Raw genomic sequence first — 13,187 nt, 5'->3', positions numbered from 1 at the left:
GGTACGCGGTACCGCGTACCCGACCGGCGGTCGGTCTTTTCGGATGTGCGTCTGCCGGGTTCGCGGCGTCGCCGACCGCGGATCGTGGTCCGTCCTCGCGCAGTTCCCCGCGCCCCTTCGGGGCTCTCTTACCGCCCCACCGCGTACCCCTGCATCCCGCGCGGGTTGGCCGCGGCCGAGAGCACTCCGGTGCGCGGATCACGCGCCACCGCGCACAGCCGTCCCTCCGACCAGGGCTCACCGACCGTCACGTCGTGCCCGCGCCGCCGCAGCTCCTCGATGACGGCCTCGTCCATGCGGGACTCGACCGTGACGCTGCCAGGGCGCATGCCGCGCGGGTAGAAGGAGCCGGGAAAGCTGTCGTTGTGCCAGTTGGGGGCGTCGATGGCGCCCTGGAGGTCGAGGCCGCCGCGTACGGTCTCGCGCAGGGCGACCGCCAGGAAGAAGTGCACCTGCCACTGGTCCTGCTGGTCCCCGCCGGGGGTGCCGAACGCCATCACCGGTACGCCGTCCTTGAGCGCGACGGACGGGGTCAGGGTGGTGCGCGGACGGCGGCCCGGCGTGAGGGAGTTGGGCAGACCCTCCTCCAGCCACGCCATCTGCAGGCGGGTGCCGAGCGGGAAGCCCAGTTCGGGCACGACCGGGTTGGACTGCAGCCAGCCGCCGCTGGGCGTGGCCGCGACCATGTTGCCCCAGCGGTCGACGATGTCCAGGTGGCAGGTGTCGCCGCGGGTGGCGCCGTCCGCCGAGACGGCCGGTTCGCCGGGCACCGGCGAGGTGCCGCTCTTGGCGACGGTCGGCTCGCCGGCGCCCGCACCGGGCAGGCCGAGCGCGTCGAAGCCGGGCTCTCCGTCGGCCACCGCCCGCGCGTGGGCGGAGATCCTCGCGGTGCGCCCGCCGGGGCTGCCCGGGCGCAGTTCGTGCGAGGCCTTCTCGCCGATGAGGGTGCGCCGCTCGTCGTTGTACGCCGGGGAGAGCAGCTCGGCGACGGGGACCGTGCCGTCGCCCTCCGCGTCGCCGTACCAGGCCTCGCGGTCGGCCATGGCGAGCTTGCAGCCCTCGATCAGCAGGTGCACGTAGTCGGCCGAGCCGTACGCGGGCAGGTCCGCGAGCGCGGAGGGGAGCACGGCGAGCTGCTGGAGGAAGGCCGGGCCCTGGCTCCAGCCGCCCGCCTTGCACAGGGTCCAGCCGTTCCAGTCGTACGTCGCCGGAGCCTCGTAGGCCGCCTCCCATCCGGCGAGGTCGGCGGCGGTCAGCGTGCCGGTGTGCCGCGAGCCGCTGGTGTCCATCGTGGGGACGGCCGCCTGGCGTATCAGCGCCTCGGCGATGAATCCTTCGCTCCAGATCTTGCGCGCGGCTTCGATCTGCTCGACGCGCGAGCCGTCGCCCGCCTCCTCGACCACGCGGCGCCAGGTCGACGCGAGCGCCGGGTTGCGGAAGAGCTCGCCGGGGCGCGGAGAGTTGCCGCCGGGCAGGTAGACCTCGGCCGAGGAGGGCCATTCGGTCTCGAAGAGTTCACGCACCGTCTCGACGGTCTCGCCGACGCGCTCCACGGGCGCGTGCCCGTCCTGCGCGTACCCGATGGCGTACTTGAGGACGTCGGCGAGGGACTTGGTCCCGTGGTCGCGCAGGAGCACCATCCACGCGTCGAAGGCGCCCGGCACGGCGGCCGCGAGCGGCCCGGTGCCCGGCACCAGCTCCAGGCCGAGCGAGCGGTAGTGCTCCACGGTCGCCCCGGCGGGCGCACCGCCCTGCCCGCACAGGACCCGAACCTCCCCGCCGGCGGGCGCCAGGATGATCGGCACCTCGCCCGCCGGGCCGTTGAGGTGCGGCTCGACGACGTGCAGGACGAAACCGGCGGCGACGGCCGCGTCATAGGCGTTGCCGCCGTCCTCCAGGACGGCCATCGCGGACTGCGAGGCGAGCCAGTGGGTGGAGGACACCATGCCGAAGGTGCCTTGGAGGGTCGGCCTAGTGGTGAACAAGAGTTCTGCTCCTAGCGTGCGGTGCGGGTACTGGGGATCGTACGGAGGATCGGGGCGGCGGCCGCGTCCGGAGCCGTGCCGTCGTCGGCGACCAGGTGGCAGGAGACCTCGCGCCGGCCGCCGTCACCGTCGCCGCCGGGGAGCTCGCGCAGCGCGGGCACCTCGGTACGGCAGCGGTCCACGGCCAGCGGGCAGCGCGTGTGGAAGCGGCAGCCCGGCGGCGGGGCGAGCGGGCTGGGCAGTTCGCCGCTGAGGACGATGCGCTCGCGGGTGCGCTGGAGGGCCGGGTCGGGTACGGGGGCGGCGGACAGGAGCGCCTGGGTGTAGGGGTGCTTGGGGTCGGCGAACAGCTCGGCGGTCGGCGCCTGTTCGACGATCTGGCCCAGGTACATGACGGCGATGCGGTCGGCCAGGAATTCCACGGCGGCCAGGTCGTGCGTGATGAACAGGCACCCGAAGCCGCGGTCGCGCTGCAGATCGGCGAGGAGGTTGAGGACCGAGGCCTGGACCGAGACGTCCAGGGCGGAGGTGGGCTCGTCGGCCACCAGCAGGTCCGGGTCGACGGAGAGCGCGCGGGCGATGGAGATGCGCTGGCGCTGCCCGCCGGAGAGTTCGTGCGGATGCCGGTCGGCGTGCTCGGGGCGCAGGCCCACCCGGGCCAGGAGTTCGGCCACGCGCGCGCGTGCCGCGTCGCCCTTGGCGAGGGCGTGCAGGCGCAGGGGCTCGGCGATGATCTGCCCGACGGTCATGCGCGGGTCCAGCGAGGAGGAAGGGTCCTGGAAGACCAGGTGGAAGTCCTTGCGCAGGGGCCGCAGCGCGCGCCGCGAGAGGCGGGTGACGTCCGTGCCGTTGATGCGGACGGTGCCGCCGGTGGGTTCGTCGAGCCGTACGGCGCAGCGCCCCACGGTCGACTTGCCGCTGCCCGACTCCCCCACCAGCCCCACGACTTCGCCCTTGCCGACGCTCAGCGTGACGCCGTCGGCGGCGCGCACGGTGCCGCCGGGCGAGGCGAAGTGCCGCTCCAGGTCCTGCAGTTCGAGTACGGGCACGGCGGCGCCGTCCGGCGTGTGCGGTGACTGCGCGGGGATCACTGTCCGGCCTCCCGGGTGGTGAGCGTGAGCACGGGGGCGTCCTGCGGGTGCCAGCAGGCCGCCCGGTGTGCGGCGTCGGCCCCAGCGTCGCGGGAGACGGCCTTGAAGCCGGGCCTGCCCGTCGTGCACCGGTCGTCGGCGTGGGCGCAGCGCGGGGCGAAGGTGCAGGCGTCGGGCTGCGCGTCGAGGCTGGGCACCAGGCCGGGGATCTCGGGCAGGCGCCGCTTGCCCTGCCCGCCCGGCCGCAGGACCGCGCCGAGCAGGCCGCGGGTGTACGGATGGCGCGGCCGGGCGAACAGCTCGTCCACCGGGGCCTGCTCGACGGGGCGGCCCGCGTACATGACCAGGACTCGGTCGGCGGTGTCGGCCACCACGCCCAGGTCGTGGGTGATCAGCACGATCGCGGTGCCGAGCCGTTCGCGCAGGGACTGCAGGACTTCGAGGATGCCCGCCTGGACCGTGACGTCGAGCGCGGTGGTCGACTCGTCGGCGATCAGTACGGACGGGTCGCAGGCGACCGCGATGGCGATCATGACGCGCTGGCGCATGCCGCCGCTGAGCTGGTGGGGGTATTCGTCCACGCGCTGGGCGGGGGCCGGGATGCCCACCAGGTCCAGGAGTTCGACGGCACGCTCGCGTGCCTGCTTCTTCGACAGGCCCTGGTGGCGCCGGAGCACCTCGCCTATCTGCCGGCCGATGGTCAGGACGGGGTTCAGGGAGGTCATCGGCTCCTGGAAGATCATCGCGATGTCCTTGCCGCGGACCTTCCCGAGTTCCTTCTCGCTCGCGCCGGCGAGCTCGCTCCCGCCGAGTCTGATCGACCCGTCGATGCGCGCGGTGGGCGGCAGGAGACCCATCACGGCCATCGCCGTGACGGATTTGCCGCACCCCGACTCGCCGACCACCGCGAGCACTTCGCCCGGTGCGACGTCGTAGGAGAGGTGGTCGACGGCGTGCACGGTGCGGGTGTCGGAGCGGAAGGAGACCGACAGGTCGCGCACGCTCAGCACCGGCTCGGTCGTCATCTGCTCGGTCGTCAGGTGCTCGGCCTTCGGGTGCTCGGTCATCGGGTGGCTCCTCGGGGGTCCAGGACGTCCCGCAGGCCGTCGCCGAGCAGGTTGAACGCCAGGGTGGCGGCGACGACGGCGAGGCCGGGGAAGACGGCCATCCAGGGGGCGGGCGCCAGGAAGGACTGGGCGCCGGAGAGCATCACGCCGAGCGAGGCCTCCGGGGGCTGCACGCCGAGGCCCAGGAAGCTGAGCAGCGCCTCGCCGATGATCGCGGCGGGGATGCCGACGGTGGCCTGGACGGTCAGCGCGGAGGTGGCGTTGGGCAGGATGTGCCGCAGGAGCACGGTGGCGTCCCCGCCGCCGTTGGCGACGGCGGCGGCCACGTAGTCGGCGTGGCGCAGCCGCAGGGTCTCCGCGCGGGTGATGCGGATGACGGCCGGGATCTGCGAGATGCCGATCGCGATGGTCGCGTTGGTCAGCGAGGGGCCGAGCACCGCGGCGAGCCCGACGGCCAGCACCAGGAAGGGGAAGGCGAGCATGGTGTCGGTCAGCCGCGAGACCACGCTGTCGGCGAGCTTGCCGTAGTAGCCCGCGAGCAGGCCGAGCGGTACGCCGACGACGAAGGCGAGCGCCACCGCCACCACGCCGACCTGCATGGACGCCCGCGCCCCGTACACGACGCGGGAGAGCTGGTCGCGGCCGAGGTCGTCGGTGCCAAGCCAGTGCGACCAGCCGGGCGCGGCCAGGGCGTTGGCGAAGTCGGGGCGCGCGGGGTCGTAGGGCGCGACCAGGGGTGCGAAGAGCGCCACGAGGACGAACACGGCGGCGATGACGGCGCCGGTCATGGCGAGCCGGTTCTTGCGCAGGGCGCGCAGCTTGCCGCTGCCCGCGCTCGCGGAGCGTATCCGCCCCAGGGTGGTGAGTACCGCTGTCGTCACCGGGCACCTCCGAGCCGGATGCGCGGGTCGATGACCGAATACGCCACGTCGACCAGCAGGTTGATGAGGATGTACGCGGCGGAGGTGCACAGCACCACGCCTTGCAGGGTCGCGTAGTCGCGGGTGAAGACGGCGTCGATGGTGAGTTTGCCGAAGCCGGGCAGGACGAAGATCTGCTCGGTGACGACGGCCCCGGAGATGAGGTGGCCGAGCTGGAGTCCGAGCACGGTCACGACGGTGACCAGGGAGTTGCGCAGCGCGTGCCCGCCGATGACCTCGCGCCGGGACAGGCCCTTGGCGCGCGCGGTGCGCACGTAGTCGGCGGAGAGCGAGTCGAGCATCGCCGCCCGGGTCTGGCGCATCACGACGGCCGCGAGCCCCGAGCCCAGGACGATCGCGGGCAGGACCATGCGGCGCAGGTTGTCCAGCGGGTCGGTGGCGAAGGGCACGTATCCGGAGGCCGAGAAGACCGGCAGGGCGATGGCGAAGGCGAGGACCAGGACCATGCCGAGCCAGAAGGTGGGCACGGAGAGTCCGAGCAGGGCCAGGGCGTTGGCCAGCCACTCCTCGGGCTTGCCGCGCCGCACGGCGGCGACGATGCCCGCGCCGATGCCGACCACGACCGCGAGCAGCAGGGAGAGGGCGGCCAGTTCGAGGGTGACGGGCAGGGCCGCGGTGATGGCGTCGGCGACGGGCAGGCCGGTGCGCGACGAGGTGCCCAGGTCACCGGTGACGGCGTGGCCGATGAACCGCCCGTACTGGACGGCGATGTTGTCGTCCAGGCCGTAGTCGGCGCGGATCGCGGCGAGCGCCTCGGGGCTGCGTTCCTCGCCCGCGAGGGCGAGCGCCGGGTCGCCGGGCAGCGCGCGGATACCGGCGAAGACGACCATGCTGACCAGGACGAGGGTGATGAGGGACTGGCGGACGCGGGTGAGCAGATAGGACGTCATGGGGCTCAGGCGCACGGGGCGCGGGCGGGCGGTGCGCAGGCGCAGTGGGTTCGTGCGGGGCGGGTTCGGGCTCATCGTGCGTACCCCGCAGTCGTGAGGCGGACCAGGCCGTCGCCGTAGACGCGGACGCCGGCGACGTCCTTGCCGGTGACGATGTAGTTCTTCTGCCGGTAGAGGTAGATGAGCCCGCGCCGTTCACGGGCTTTTCGGGTCAACTCCCGGTAGATCTCGGCGCGTTCCTCCGGGTCGGCCTCCGCCCGGCCGCGCTCGACGAGCCGGTCGATGGCCGGGTCCGAGAGTCCGTAGGCGTTCATCGCGCCGCGCGTCTGCAGGAAGCTGGCGATGTTGCCGTCGGGGTCGAGCCGCCCCGACCAGCCGCTGGTGAAGGCGTCGTAGTGCCCGGAGTCGGTCTCCTCGAGCATCGTGGCGTACTCGGTGGGGCGCAGCGTGACGGCGAACCCGGCCTCCTTGGTCATGGCCTGGATGACTTGCCCGAGGCGGCTGTGCTCGGGCGTCGTGGACACCTTCAACTCGATGCGCACCGGGGTCTTCACCCCGGCCTCCTTCAGGAGCTGCCTGGCCCTGGCGACATCGCGCTCGGGACAGGCCGACGCCTTGACGCCGGGTGCGATGGCCGATTCGGGCGAGACGGGGCCGCAGGCGGGCTCGTACATGCCCTGGAAGACGACCTTGTTGATGAGGTCGCGGTCGATGGCGAGCTCGAAGGCCTCACGGACCCGCGGGTCGCTCGCGAGGGGCGTGTCGATGCGCCCCGGTTTCTGTCCGAGACCCTTGACGTTGCCGACGTTGAAACCGATGCCTTGGTAGCCCAGCGAGGGGGAGTTGAAGAGCTGGAGCCCGGGCTCGGTCAGCGCGCTGCGTACGTCGACGGGTGTCATCTGGTCGCCGACCTGGATGTCGCCGGAGCGCAGGTTGGCCAGGCGGACGTTGCCGTCGGGGATCGGCTTGTAGATGACCTTGTCGAGGCGGACCTTGTCGGCCGCGTAGTAGCGGGGGTCCTTGGCGAGCACGATGCGGTCGCCGCCGACCCGCTCCACGTACTTGAACGGGCCCACGCAGGAGGGGTGGTTGGTGAAGTTCTTGCCGTACTTCTTGAGTGCGGCGGGCGACATCACCATGCCGGAGCGGTCCGCGAGGACGGCGGTGAGGGGGACGTAGGCCTGCTTGAGCGTGAGCTTCACGGTGTACGGTCCGGTCGCCTCCGCCCCGGTGAGCGGGGCGAGTTCGGTGGCGCGCGCCGAGCCGGCGAGGTCACGGTGCCGGAGCAGCGAGGTGACGGCGGCGGCCGCGTCCAGCTTCGTGCCGTCGCTGAACGTCAGGCCCCTGCGCAGGGAGAAGGTGACGGTGCGGCCGTCCCCGGAGGTCTTGGGCAGGGCGGTGGCGAGCTGCGGGATCACGGTCCCGTGCTCGTCGATGTCGTAGAGCTTCTCGCACATCCCGGCGAAGACGGTGCGGCCCACCAGGGTCTGCGCGAGGGTCGGATCGAGCTTGTCCGGGTCGGCGTTGAGGGCGACGGTGAGGGTGCCCCCGTCGCGCACGGGGCGGTCGTCGGTCATGCGCTCACCGCCGACCTCGGTGGCCGAGGACTGCAGGGATCCGCAGCCCGCCGTCATGGACATCACCAGGGCAACTGCCGCCGGGGCAACCGCTTTTCGGCGCACGGGTAGGTACCTCCGCCAGGGTGGTTCCGGGCTGATCGTGGACGATCAAGGAATACGGCAGAACGTATTTCGCATACAGTCCGCACACAAGAGGTCCGTCCGGATGCCGGACCGGATTTGATGAAGATTGAATAACCGGGTGCGACAAATGGATGGGCACTACATCCAGCGGACTTTCCGGCCGACTTCCGTCCATCAGGGGACGACGTGTGGCAGGCCGTTCGCGCGATGCGCCGCAGCCCTCCCGCCCGCTCTCGCCGGGCCGTTGTCAGTGCGCCGCGCTAGTCTCCGCGCAACTGACCTTTCACCCCGTTCCGGGAGGTTTCCATGGTCTCGCGACTGAACCCGTATCTGAGCTTCGGCGGCGACGCCCGGCAGGCGCTGGAGTTCTACAAGGAGGTCTTCGGCGGCGACCTCGCGCTCCACACCTTCGGCGAGGCCGGTCAGCAGGGCACGCCGATCGCGGACAACATCATGCACGGCATGCTGGCGGCGCCGAACGGCTTCACCCTGATGGGCGCCGACACCCCGCCGGGCATGGACCACACGCCGGGCAACAACTTCTCGGTGAGCCTGAGCGGAGACGACGAGGCCGAGCTGCGCGGCTACTGGGAGAAGCTCTCCGCCGGCGGCTCGGTGGCGGTGCCGCTGGAGAAGCAGATGTGGGGCGACGTCTTCGGCATGTGCACGGACCGCTTCGGCATCCCCTGGATGGTCAACATCAGCGAGCCGCAGGGCTGACCGGCCGGGCCCCGGTCGCGGGCTCTGAGCAGCGCATCTACGGTGTTACGGGGATGTCCTGCGTGACAGGGGGGCCTCTGGAGGCACCGATGGACCGCTCGCCCTCACCCGCGCCGGAGCCCTCCGACGCGGTGCACGACGCGGGAGCCACCGCCTCACCCGCCCCGCACGAGAGCGGCGGCAGCCACGAGCACCGCTGGCTGATCCTCGGCGTCGTCGGGATCGCCCAGCTCATGGTGGTCCTGGACGCCACGATCGTGAACATCGCGCTGCCGTCGGCCCAGCGGGACCTGGGGTTCAGCGACGGCAACCGCCAGTGGATCGTCACCGCGTACGCCCTGGCCTTCGGCAGCCTGCTGCTCCTGGGCGGGCGGATCGCCGACCTGGTGGGCCGCAAACTGGTCTTCCTCGCCGGACTCGGCGGCTTCGCGCTCGCCTCGGCCCTCGGCGGCGCGGCGACCAGCTTCACCATGCTGGTGGTGGCCCGGGCGCTGCAGGGCCTCTTCGGCGCCCTCCTCGCGCCCGCCGCGCTCTCCCTGCTCACCACGACGTTCACCGACCCCAAGGAACGGGCGAAGGCGTTCGGCATCTACGGCGCCATCGCGGGCGCGGGCGGCGCGGTCGGCCTGCTCCTGGGCGGCGTACTGACCGAGTACCTGGACTGGCGCTGGTGCCTGTACGTGAATCTGATCTTCGCGGTGTTCGCCATGCTCGGCGGCGCCCGGCTGCTGCACGGCGGCAGGCCCGCGGACCGGCCCAAGCTGGACGTCCCCGGCACCGTCCTTGTCTCCGCGGGCCTCTTCTGCATCGTCTACGGCTTCTCGAACGCCGAGTCGCACGCCTGGGGCGACGTCCAGACCTGGGGCTTCCTGGTGGTCGGCGCCGTCCTGGTGGCCGCCTTCGCCTGGTGGCAGACGCGGGCCGCCCATCCGCTGCTTCCGCTGCGGGTGGTGCTCGACCGGGACCGCGCGGCCTCGTTCCTGGCGATGTTCATCTCCGGCGCCGGCATGTTCGGCGTCTTCCTGTTCCTGACGTACTACCTCCAGCAGATCCTCGGCTACACGCCCGTCAAGACCGGCCTCGCGTTCCTGCCGATGGTCGCCGTGATGGTGGTGATCTCCGTCGTCACGACCAACTCGCTCGTCCCGCGGTTCGGCGCGAAGCCGATCGTGCCCCTGGGCATGGGCCTTGCGGCGGCCGCGATGGCCTGGCTGACCGCCCTCGACGTGCACAGCACCTACGCGGCGCACGTCCTGCCGCCGCTGCTCGTCGCCGGTCTGGGCCTGGGTCTGGTCTTCGCCCCGGCGATGAGCATGGCCACCGCGGGCGTCGCCTCGCACGACGCGGGCGTGGCCTCGGCGATGGTCAACACCAGCCAGCAGGTGGGCGGTTCGATCGGCACGGCCCTGCTCAACTCCCTGGCCACCAGCGCGGCGGCCAACTACCTCGTGGGCAGGCAGCCCACACCGCAGGTGCAGGCCCAGTCGGCCATGGAGAGCTACTCCACCGCGTACTGGTGGTCGGCGGTCTTCTTCGCGGTCGGCCTGCTCGTTACGGTCGTGCTGTACCGCCGGGGAGCTCCGGTCCACTCGGACGCGGGCGGCGGCGCGGTGCACATGTAGGCACCAAGCGCCTGCAGGACGGACGGAGGGCCGATGGCAACCGCATCCGAGGCTTCGGCGACGGAAAGCTCCGACGGCGGTGTCGCGCTGGCCTCGGCGCGGGGCCGCTGGGTGCTCGCCTGCGCCGTGCTCGCCTCCGGCATGGCCATGCTGGACGGCACGGTGGTCAACGTCGCGCTGCCCACGCTCGGCCGCGACCTGGACGCCTCGATCGGCGCCCTGCAGTGGGTCGTCAGCGCCTACATGCTCACGCTCTCGGCGCTGCTGCTGCTCGGCGGGGCGCTGGGCGACCGCATCGGGCGGCGGCGCACCCTGGTCATCGGCGTCGTGTGGTTCGCCCTGGCCTCCGCCCTGTGCGGGCTCGCGCAGGACGCGGGGATGCTCATCGCGGCGCGGGCGCTGCAGGGCATCGGCGGTGCGCTGCTCACGCCGGGTTCGCTCGCCCTGGTGCGTACGTCGTACCGGTCGCAGGACCAGGCGCGCGCGGTGGGCGCCTGGTCGGGGCTCGGCGGCGTCGCGGGCGCGATCGGGCCGTTCCTGGGCGGCTGGCTGATCGACGGGCCCGGCTGGCGGTGGATCTTCCTGATCAATGTGCCGCTGGCCGCGCTGGTGCTCCTCGCGGTCCGTCATGTGCCGGAGAGCCGGGCCGAGGGCGCCGCGGACAAGCCGTTCGACGTGACGGGTGCGTGCCTGGCGGCGCTGTTCCTGGCGGGCATCAGCTTCGCGCTGATCGGCGCCTCGGGTGATGCGTCGAAGGCCGCCGCCCTGCTGCCGGGGCTCGGCGGGCTCGCGGCGGGCGTCGCCTTCGTCGTGGTCGAGCACCGCCGCCGCAACCCGATGCTGCCGCTGTCCCTCTTCCGCTCCCGCCTGTTCAGCGCGGCCAACGCCATGACGCTGTGCCTGTACGCGGCCATCGGCGGGCTCCTGTTCATGCTGCCGGTGCAGTTGCAGACGACGCTGGGCTACGACGCGCTGCAGGCCGGCACGGCGACGCTGCCGATCACGGTCCTGATGCTGCTGCTCTCGGCCGCCGCGGGCGATCTGTCGCGGCGGGTGGGCCCCACGCTGCCGCTGGTCGCCGGGCCGCTGATCGCGGGCGCCGGTGCGCTCCTGATGCTGCGGATCGAGCCCGGCGCCTCGTACGTGACCGAGGTCCTGCCCGCGGTGGTGATCCTGGGCCTGGGGATGAGCGTGTTCGTGGCGCCGCTGACGGCCACCGTCCTCGCCTCGGTCGACGCGGGGCGCGCGGGCCTGGCCAGCGGCGTCAACAACACCGCGGCGCGGGTCGCCCAGATGCTCGTCGTCGCCGCACTGCCGCTGGCCGTGGGCCTGTCGGGGACGGCGTACACGAATCCGGACGCGCTGAACACGGCGTTCGGCAAGGCGGCCGTGGGCTGCGCGGGCCTGTTCGTCCTGGCGGCGGCCACGGCCGCGGTCTTCATCCGCCCGCGTCCGGCCGCCTGGCACCAGGACGCGGGCAACACACCGCGCTGCCGGTCCCATCTGGGCGTTTCCGCACCGCCGTTGGAGCCGGGCAAGGGCTGTGCGGGGGACGGCCCGGGGCCCGTCAGGCCATCGCGTCGGGGGCGTCGCGCACGAAAAGAGTGACCGAGACGCTCTCCTTGAAGCCGTTGCGCCGCATCAGCGCGGCCGAGGCGGTGTTGCGCGACTCGACGTCGGTGACCACGGCGGCGGCACCGGCGGCGGTCAGTGTCGCGCAACAGGCCTGCACCAGATGGCTGGCGACCCCCCGCCCCTGGTAGGCGGGGGCGCTGGCGATCCACTCCAGGTTTCCCCAGTCCGCACGGTGGTCGAAGCCCATCGAGCCGCAGACGAACCCGGCGAGCACGCCGCCGTCCAGCGCCACCCAGCAGGAGGAGGCGTCGGCGTCCATGTGCCCGGTGATCGCCGAGAGCGACCAGGACGTGTAGGGCTTGACCGAGGTGTCGTACAGCTCGTGGCCCAGGGCCAGGACGTCGGCCAGATGGGTGGGAGCCATCCGTTCGAGGACGATCGGGGACTGCCGGTGAGCGGCGGGGGCGGACATGGGACCTCCCAGGGGACTGACGCCGGGACCTGCACGAAGGCGGCAACGGGCACCGACTGTTGTTCACGCTATGAGCGCTCGCCGCGCGGCGCACCCCGGAACCGGCCGCCGCCGGGGTCCCGGCCGGACCGAGGAGTCCTTTAACGGCCCTCTGCCGCAAGCCCATATCGTGGTGCGCATGTCCGCTCCTGAGCTGATCCGCATCGTCTCCCGTTCCTCCCCCATGGCGCTGGCCCAGGTGGAGCGCGTCCGCGCCGAACTCGCCGTGCTGCACCCGGGGATCCGTACCGAGGTCGTGCCGGTCACGACCTCCGGGGACCGCTGGATGGGGGACCTCGCGAAGCTCGGCGGCAAGGGTGCGTTCACCAAGGAGGTCGACGCGGCGCTGCTTGCCGGGGAGGCGGACCTGGCGGTGCACTGCGTCAAGGACGTACCGGCGGACCGGCCGCTGCCGGCGGGCACCACCTTCGCCGCGTTCCTCAAGCGCGACGACATCCGTGACGCGCTCATCCACCCCGGCGGCCGCACCCTGGACGAACTGCCCGCGGGCACCCGCATCGGCACGTCTTCGGTGCGCCGCATCGCCCAACTCGCCGCCTCCCACCCGGAGCTTCAGTGCGTGCCGATGCGCGGCAATGCCGGGCGCCGGATGGAGAAGCTGGCCGCGGGCGACGCGGACGCGCTGCTGCTCGCGGTGTCGGGCCTGGAGCGCATCGACCGCATGGACGTGGTCACCGAGGTCCTGTCGGTGGAGGCGATGTGCCCGCCGATCGGCGCCGGGATCCTGGCGCTGCAGTGCCGCGAGGACGACACGCGGACCATCGACGCCGTCTCGGGGCTCGGGGACCCGGAAGCCTGGCGGGAGGCCACCGCCGAGCGGATGTTCCTGCACGTCCTGCAGGGGCACTGCAACTCCCCCATCGCCGGGTACGCGCGCTGCGAGCGGGGCGGCGATCTCTCGCTGCGCGCCCGGGTCTTCACCCCGGACGGCAAGACGGTCCTCAACGCCCACGAGTGGGCCGGGCCGCTGGACCCGGCGACGCTGGGCACGTCGGTGGCGGTGACGCTGCTGCGCCAGGGCGCCCGCGAACTGATCGACTCCATCGCGCACTGACGGCCCA

General features: G+C 72.5%; 11 protein-coding genes. 4 read left to right on the top strand and 7 right to left on the bottom strand.

The window, feature by feature from the left end:
* Positions 1–128: 128 nt before the first annotated feature.
* The 6 genes from ACWFR3_RS18825 to ACWFR3_RS18800 all read right to left on the bottom strand — a co-directional run bounded on the left by ACWFR3_RS18825 (position 129) and on the right by ACWFR3_RS18800 (position 7,656).
* On the bottom strand, positions 129–1,985 hold the full coding sequence (locus ACWFR3_RS18825) for a gamma-glutamyltransferase family protein (protein ID WP_453735703.1): 1,857 nt from the start codon (positions 1,983–1,985) through the stop codon (positions 129–131).
* Positions 1,986–1,996: 11 nt separating this feature from the next.
* A complete protein-coding gene (locus ACWFR3_RS18820) occupies positions 1,997–3,076 on the bottom strand; it encodes an ABC transporter ATP-binding protein (protein ID WP_453735702.1) in 1,080 nt (359 codons plus the stop codon).
* The gene (locus tag ACWFR3_RS18815; protein ID WP_453735701.1) at positions 3,073–4,143 is read right to left on the bottom strand and encodes an ABC transporter ATP-binding protein; all 1,071 of its coding nucleotides are present in this window, start codon (positions 4,141–4,143) and stop codon (positions 3,073–3,075) included. Before ACWFR3_RS18815 ends, ACWFR3_RS18820 begins: the two co-directional genes overlap by 4 nt.
* Entirely contained in the window at positions 4,140–5,000 is an 861-nt protein-coding gene (locus ACWFR3_RS18810) for an ABC transporter permease (protein WP_453735713.1), read from the bottom strand. The genes ACWFR3_RS18815 and ACWFR3_RS18810 overlap by 4 nt, the downstream gene beginning before the upstream one ends.
* A gap of 20 nt (positions 5,001–5,020) precedes the next feature.
* The gene (locus ACWFR3_RS18805; RefSeq protein ID WP_453735712.1) at positions 5,021–5,974 is read right to left on the bottom strand and encodes an ABC transporter permease; all 954 of its coding nucleotides are present in this window, start codon (positions 5,972–5,974) and stop codon (positions 5,021–5,023) included.
* Between the two features lie 71 nt (positions 5,975–6,045).
* On the bottom strand, positions 6,046–7,656 hold the full coding sequence (locus ACWFR3_RS18800; RefSeq protein WP_453735700.1) for an ABC transporter substrate-binding protein: 1,611 nt from the start codon (positions 7,654–7,656) through the stop codon (positions 6,046–6,048).
* A gap of 327 nt (positions 7,657–7,983) precedes the next feature.
* On the opposite strand from ACWFR3_RS18800, the gene ACWFR3_RS18795 reads away from it, so the two are divergent.
* The 3 genes from ACWFR3_RS18795 to ACWFR3_RS18785 all read left to right on the top strand — a co-directional run bounded on the left by ACWFR3_RS18795 (position 7,984) and on the right by ACWFR3_RS18785 (position 11,627).
* Positions 7,984–8,397 (top strand): VOC family protein, encoded by a 414-nt coding sequence (locus ACWFR3_RS18795; RefSeq protein WP_453735699.1) that lies wholly within the window; start codon positions 7,984–7,986, stop codon positions 8,395–8,397.
* An 89-nt stretch (positions 8,398–8,486) separates the two neighbouring features.
* Positions 8,487–10,019 (top strand): DHA2 family efflux MFS transporter permease subunit, encoded by a 1,533-nt coding sequence (locus ACWFR3_RS18790; RefSeq protein WP_453735698.1) that lies wholly within the window; start codon positions 8,487–8,489, stop codon positions 10,017–10,019.
* Positions 10,020–10,052: 33 nt separating this feature from the next.
* Positions 10,053–11,627: an MFS transporter gene (locus ACWFR3_RS18785; RefSeq protein ID WP_453735697.1), complete on the top strand. Its 1,575-nt coding sequence runs from the start codon at positions 10,053–10,055 to the stop codon at positions 11,625–11,627.
* On the opposite strand, the gene ACWFR3_RS18780 is transcribed toward ACWFR3_RS18785, so the two are convergent.
* Positions 11,587–12,066 carry a GNAT family N-acetyltransferase gene (locus ACWFR3_RS18780; protein ID WP_453735696.1) on the bottom strand — a complete coding sequence of 160 codons (480 nt, stop codon included), beginning with the start codon at positions 12,064–12,066 and terminating at the stop codon, positions 11,587–11,589. The two genes, ACWFR3_RS18785 and ACWFR3_RS18780, sit on opposite strands and share 41 nt — an antisense overlap.
* A 178-nt stretch (positions 12,067–12,244) precedes the next feature.
* On the opposite strand from ACWFR3_RS18780, the gene hemC reads away from it, so the two are divergent.
* On the top strand, positions 12,245–13,180 hold the full coding sequence (gene hemC / locus ACWFR3_RS18775) for a hydroxymethylbilane synthase (RefSeq protein WP_453735695.1): 936 nt from the start codon (positions 12,245–12,247) through the stop codon (positions 13,178–13,180).
* Positions 13,181–13,187 lie beyond the last annotated feature (7 nt).

The sequence above is a fragment of the Streptomyces sp. NPDC055189 genome, assembly GCF_053606765.1.
Note: the sequence above shows the minus strand (reverse complement) of the source record. Positions and strands in the feature narration are given on the sequence as shown.

Excerpts from the sequence above, each read along its gene's own strand:
- ACWFR3_RS18815 (WP_453735701.1), bottom strand. The coding sequence starts at position 4,143 with ATGACCGAGCACCCGAAGGCCGAGCACCTGACGACCGAGCAGATGACG.
- ACWFR3_RS18805 (WP_453735712.1), bottom strand. The coding sequence starts at position 5,974 with ATGACGTCCTATCTGCTCACCCGCGTCCGCCAGTCCCTCATCACCCTC.
- ACWFR3_RS18795 (WP_453735699.1), top strand. The coding sequence starts at position 7,984 with ATGGTCTCGCGACTGAACCCGTATCTGAGCTTCGGCGGCGACGCCCGG.
- ACWFR3_RS18790 (WP_453735698.1), top strand. The coding sequence starts at position 8,487 with ATGGACCGCTCGCCCTCACCCGCGCCGGAGCCCTCCGACGCGGTGCAC.
- ACWFR3_RS18785 (WP_453735697.1), top strand. The coding sequence starts at position 10,053 with ATGGCAACCGCATCCGAGGCTTCGGCGACGGAAAGCTCCGACGGCGGT.
- ACWFR3_RS18780 (WP_453735696.1), bottom strand. The coding sequence starts at position 12,066 with ATGTCCGCCCCCGCCGCTCACCGGCAGTCCCCGATCGTCCTCGAACGG.
- hemC (WP_453735695.1), top strand. The coding sequence starts at position 12,245 with ATGTCCGCTCCTGAGCTGATCCGCATCGTCTCCCGTTCCTCCCCCATG.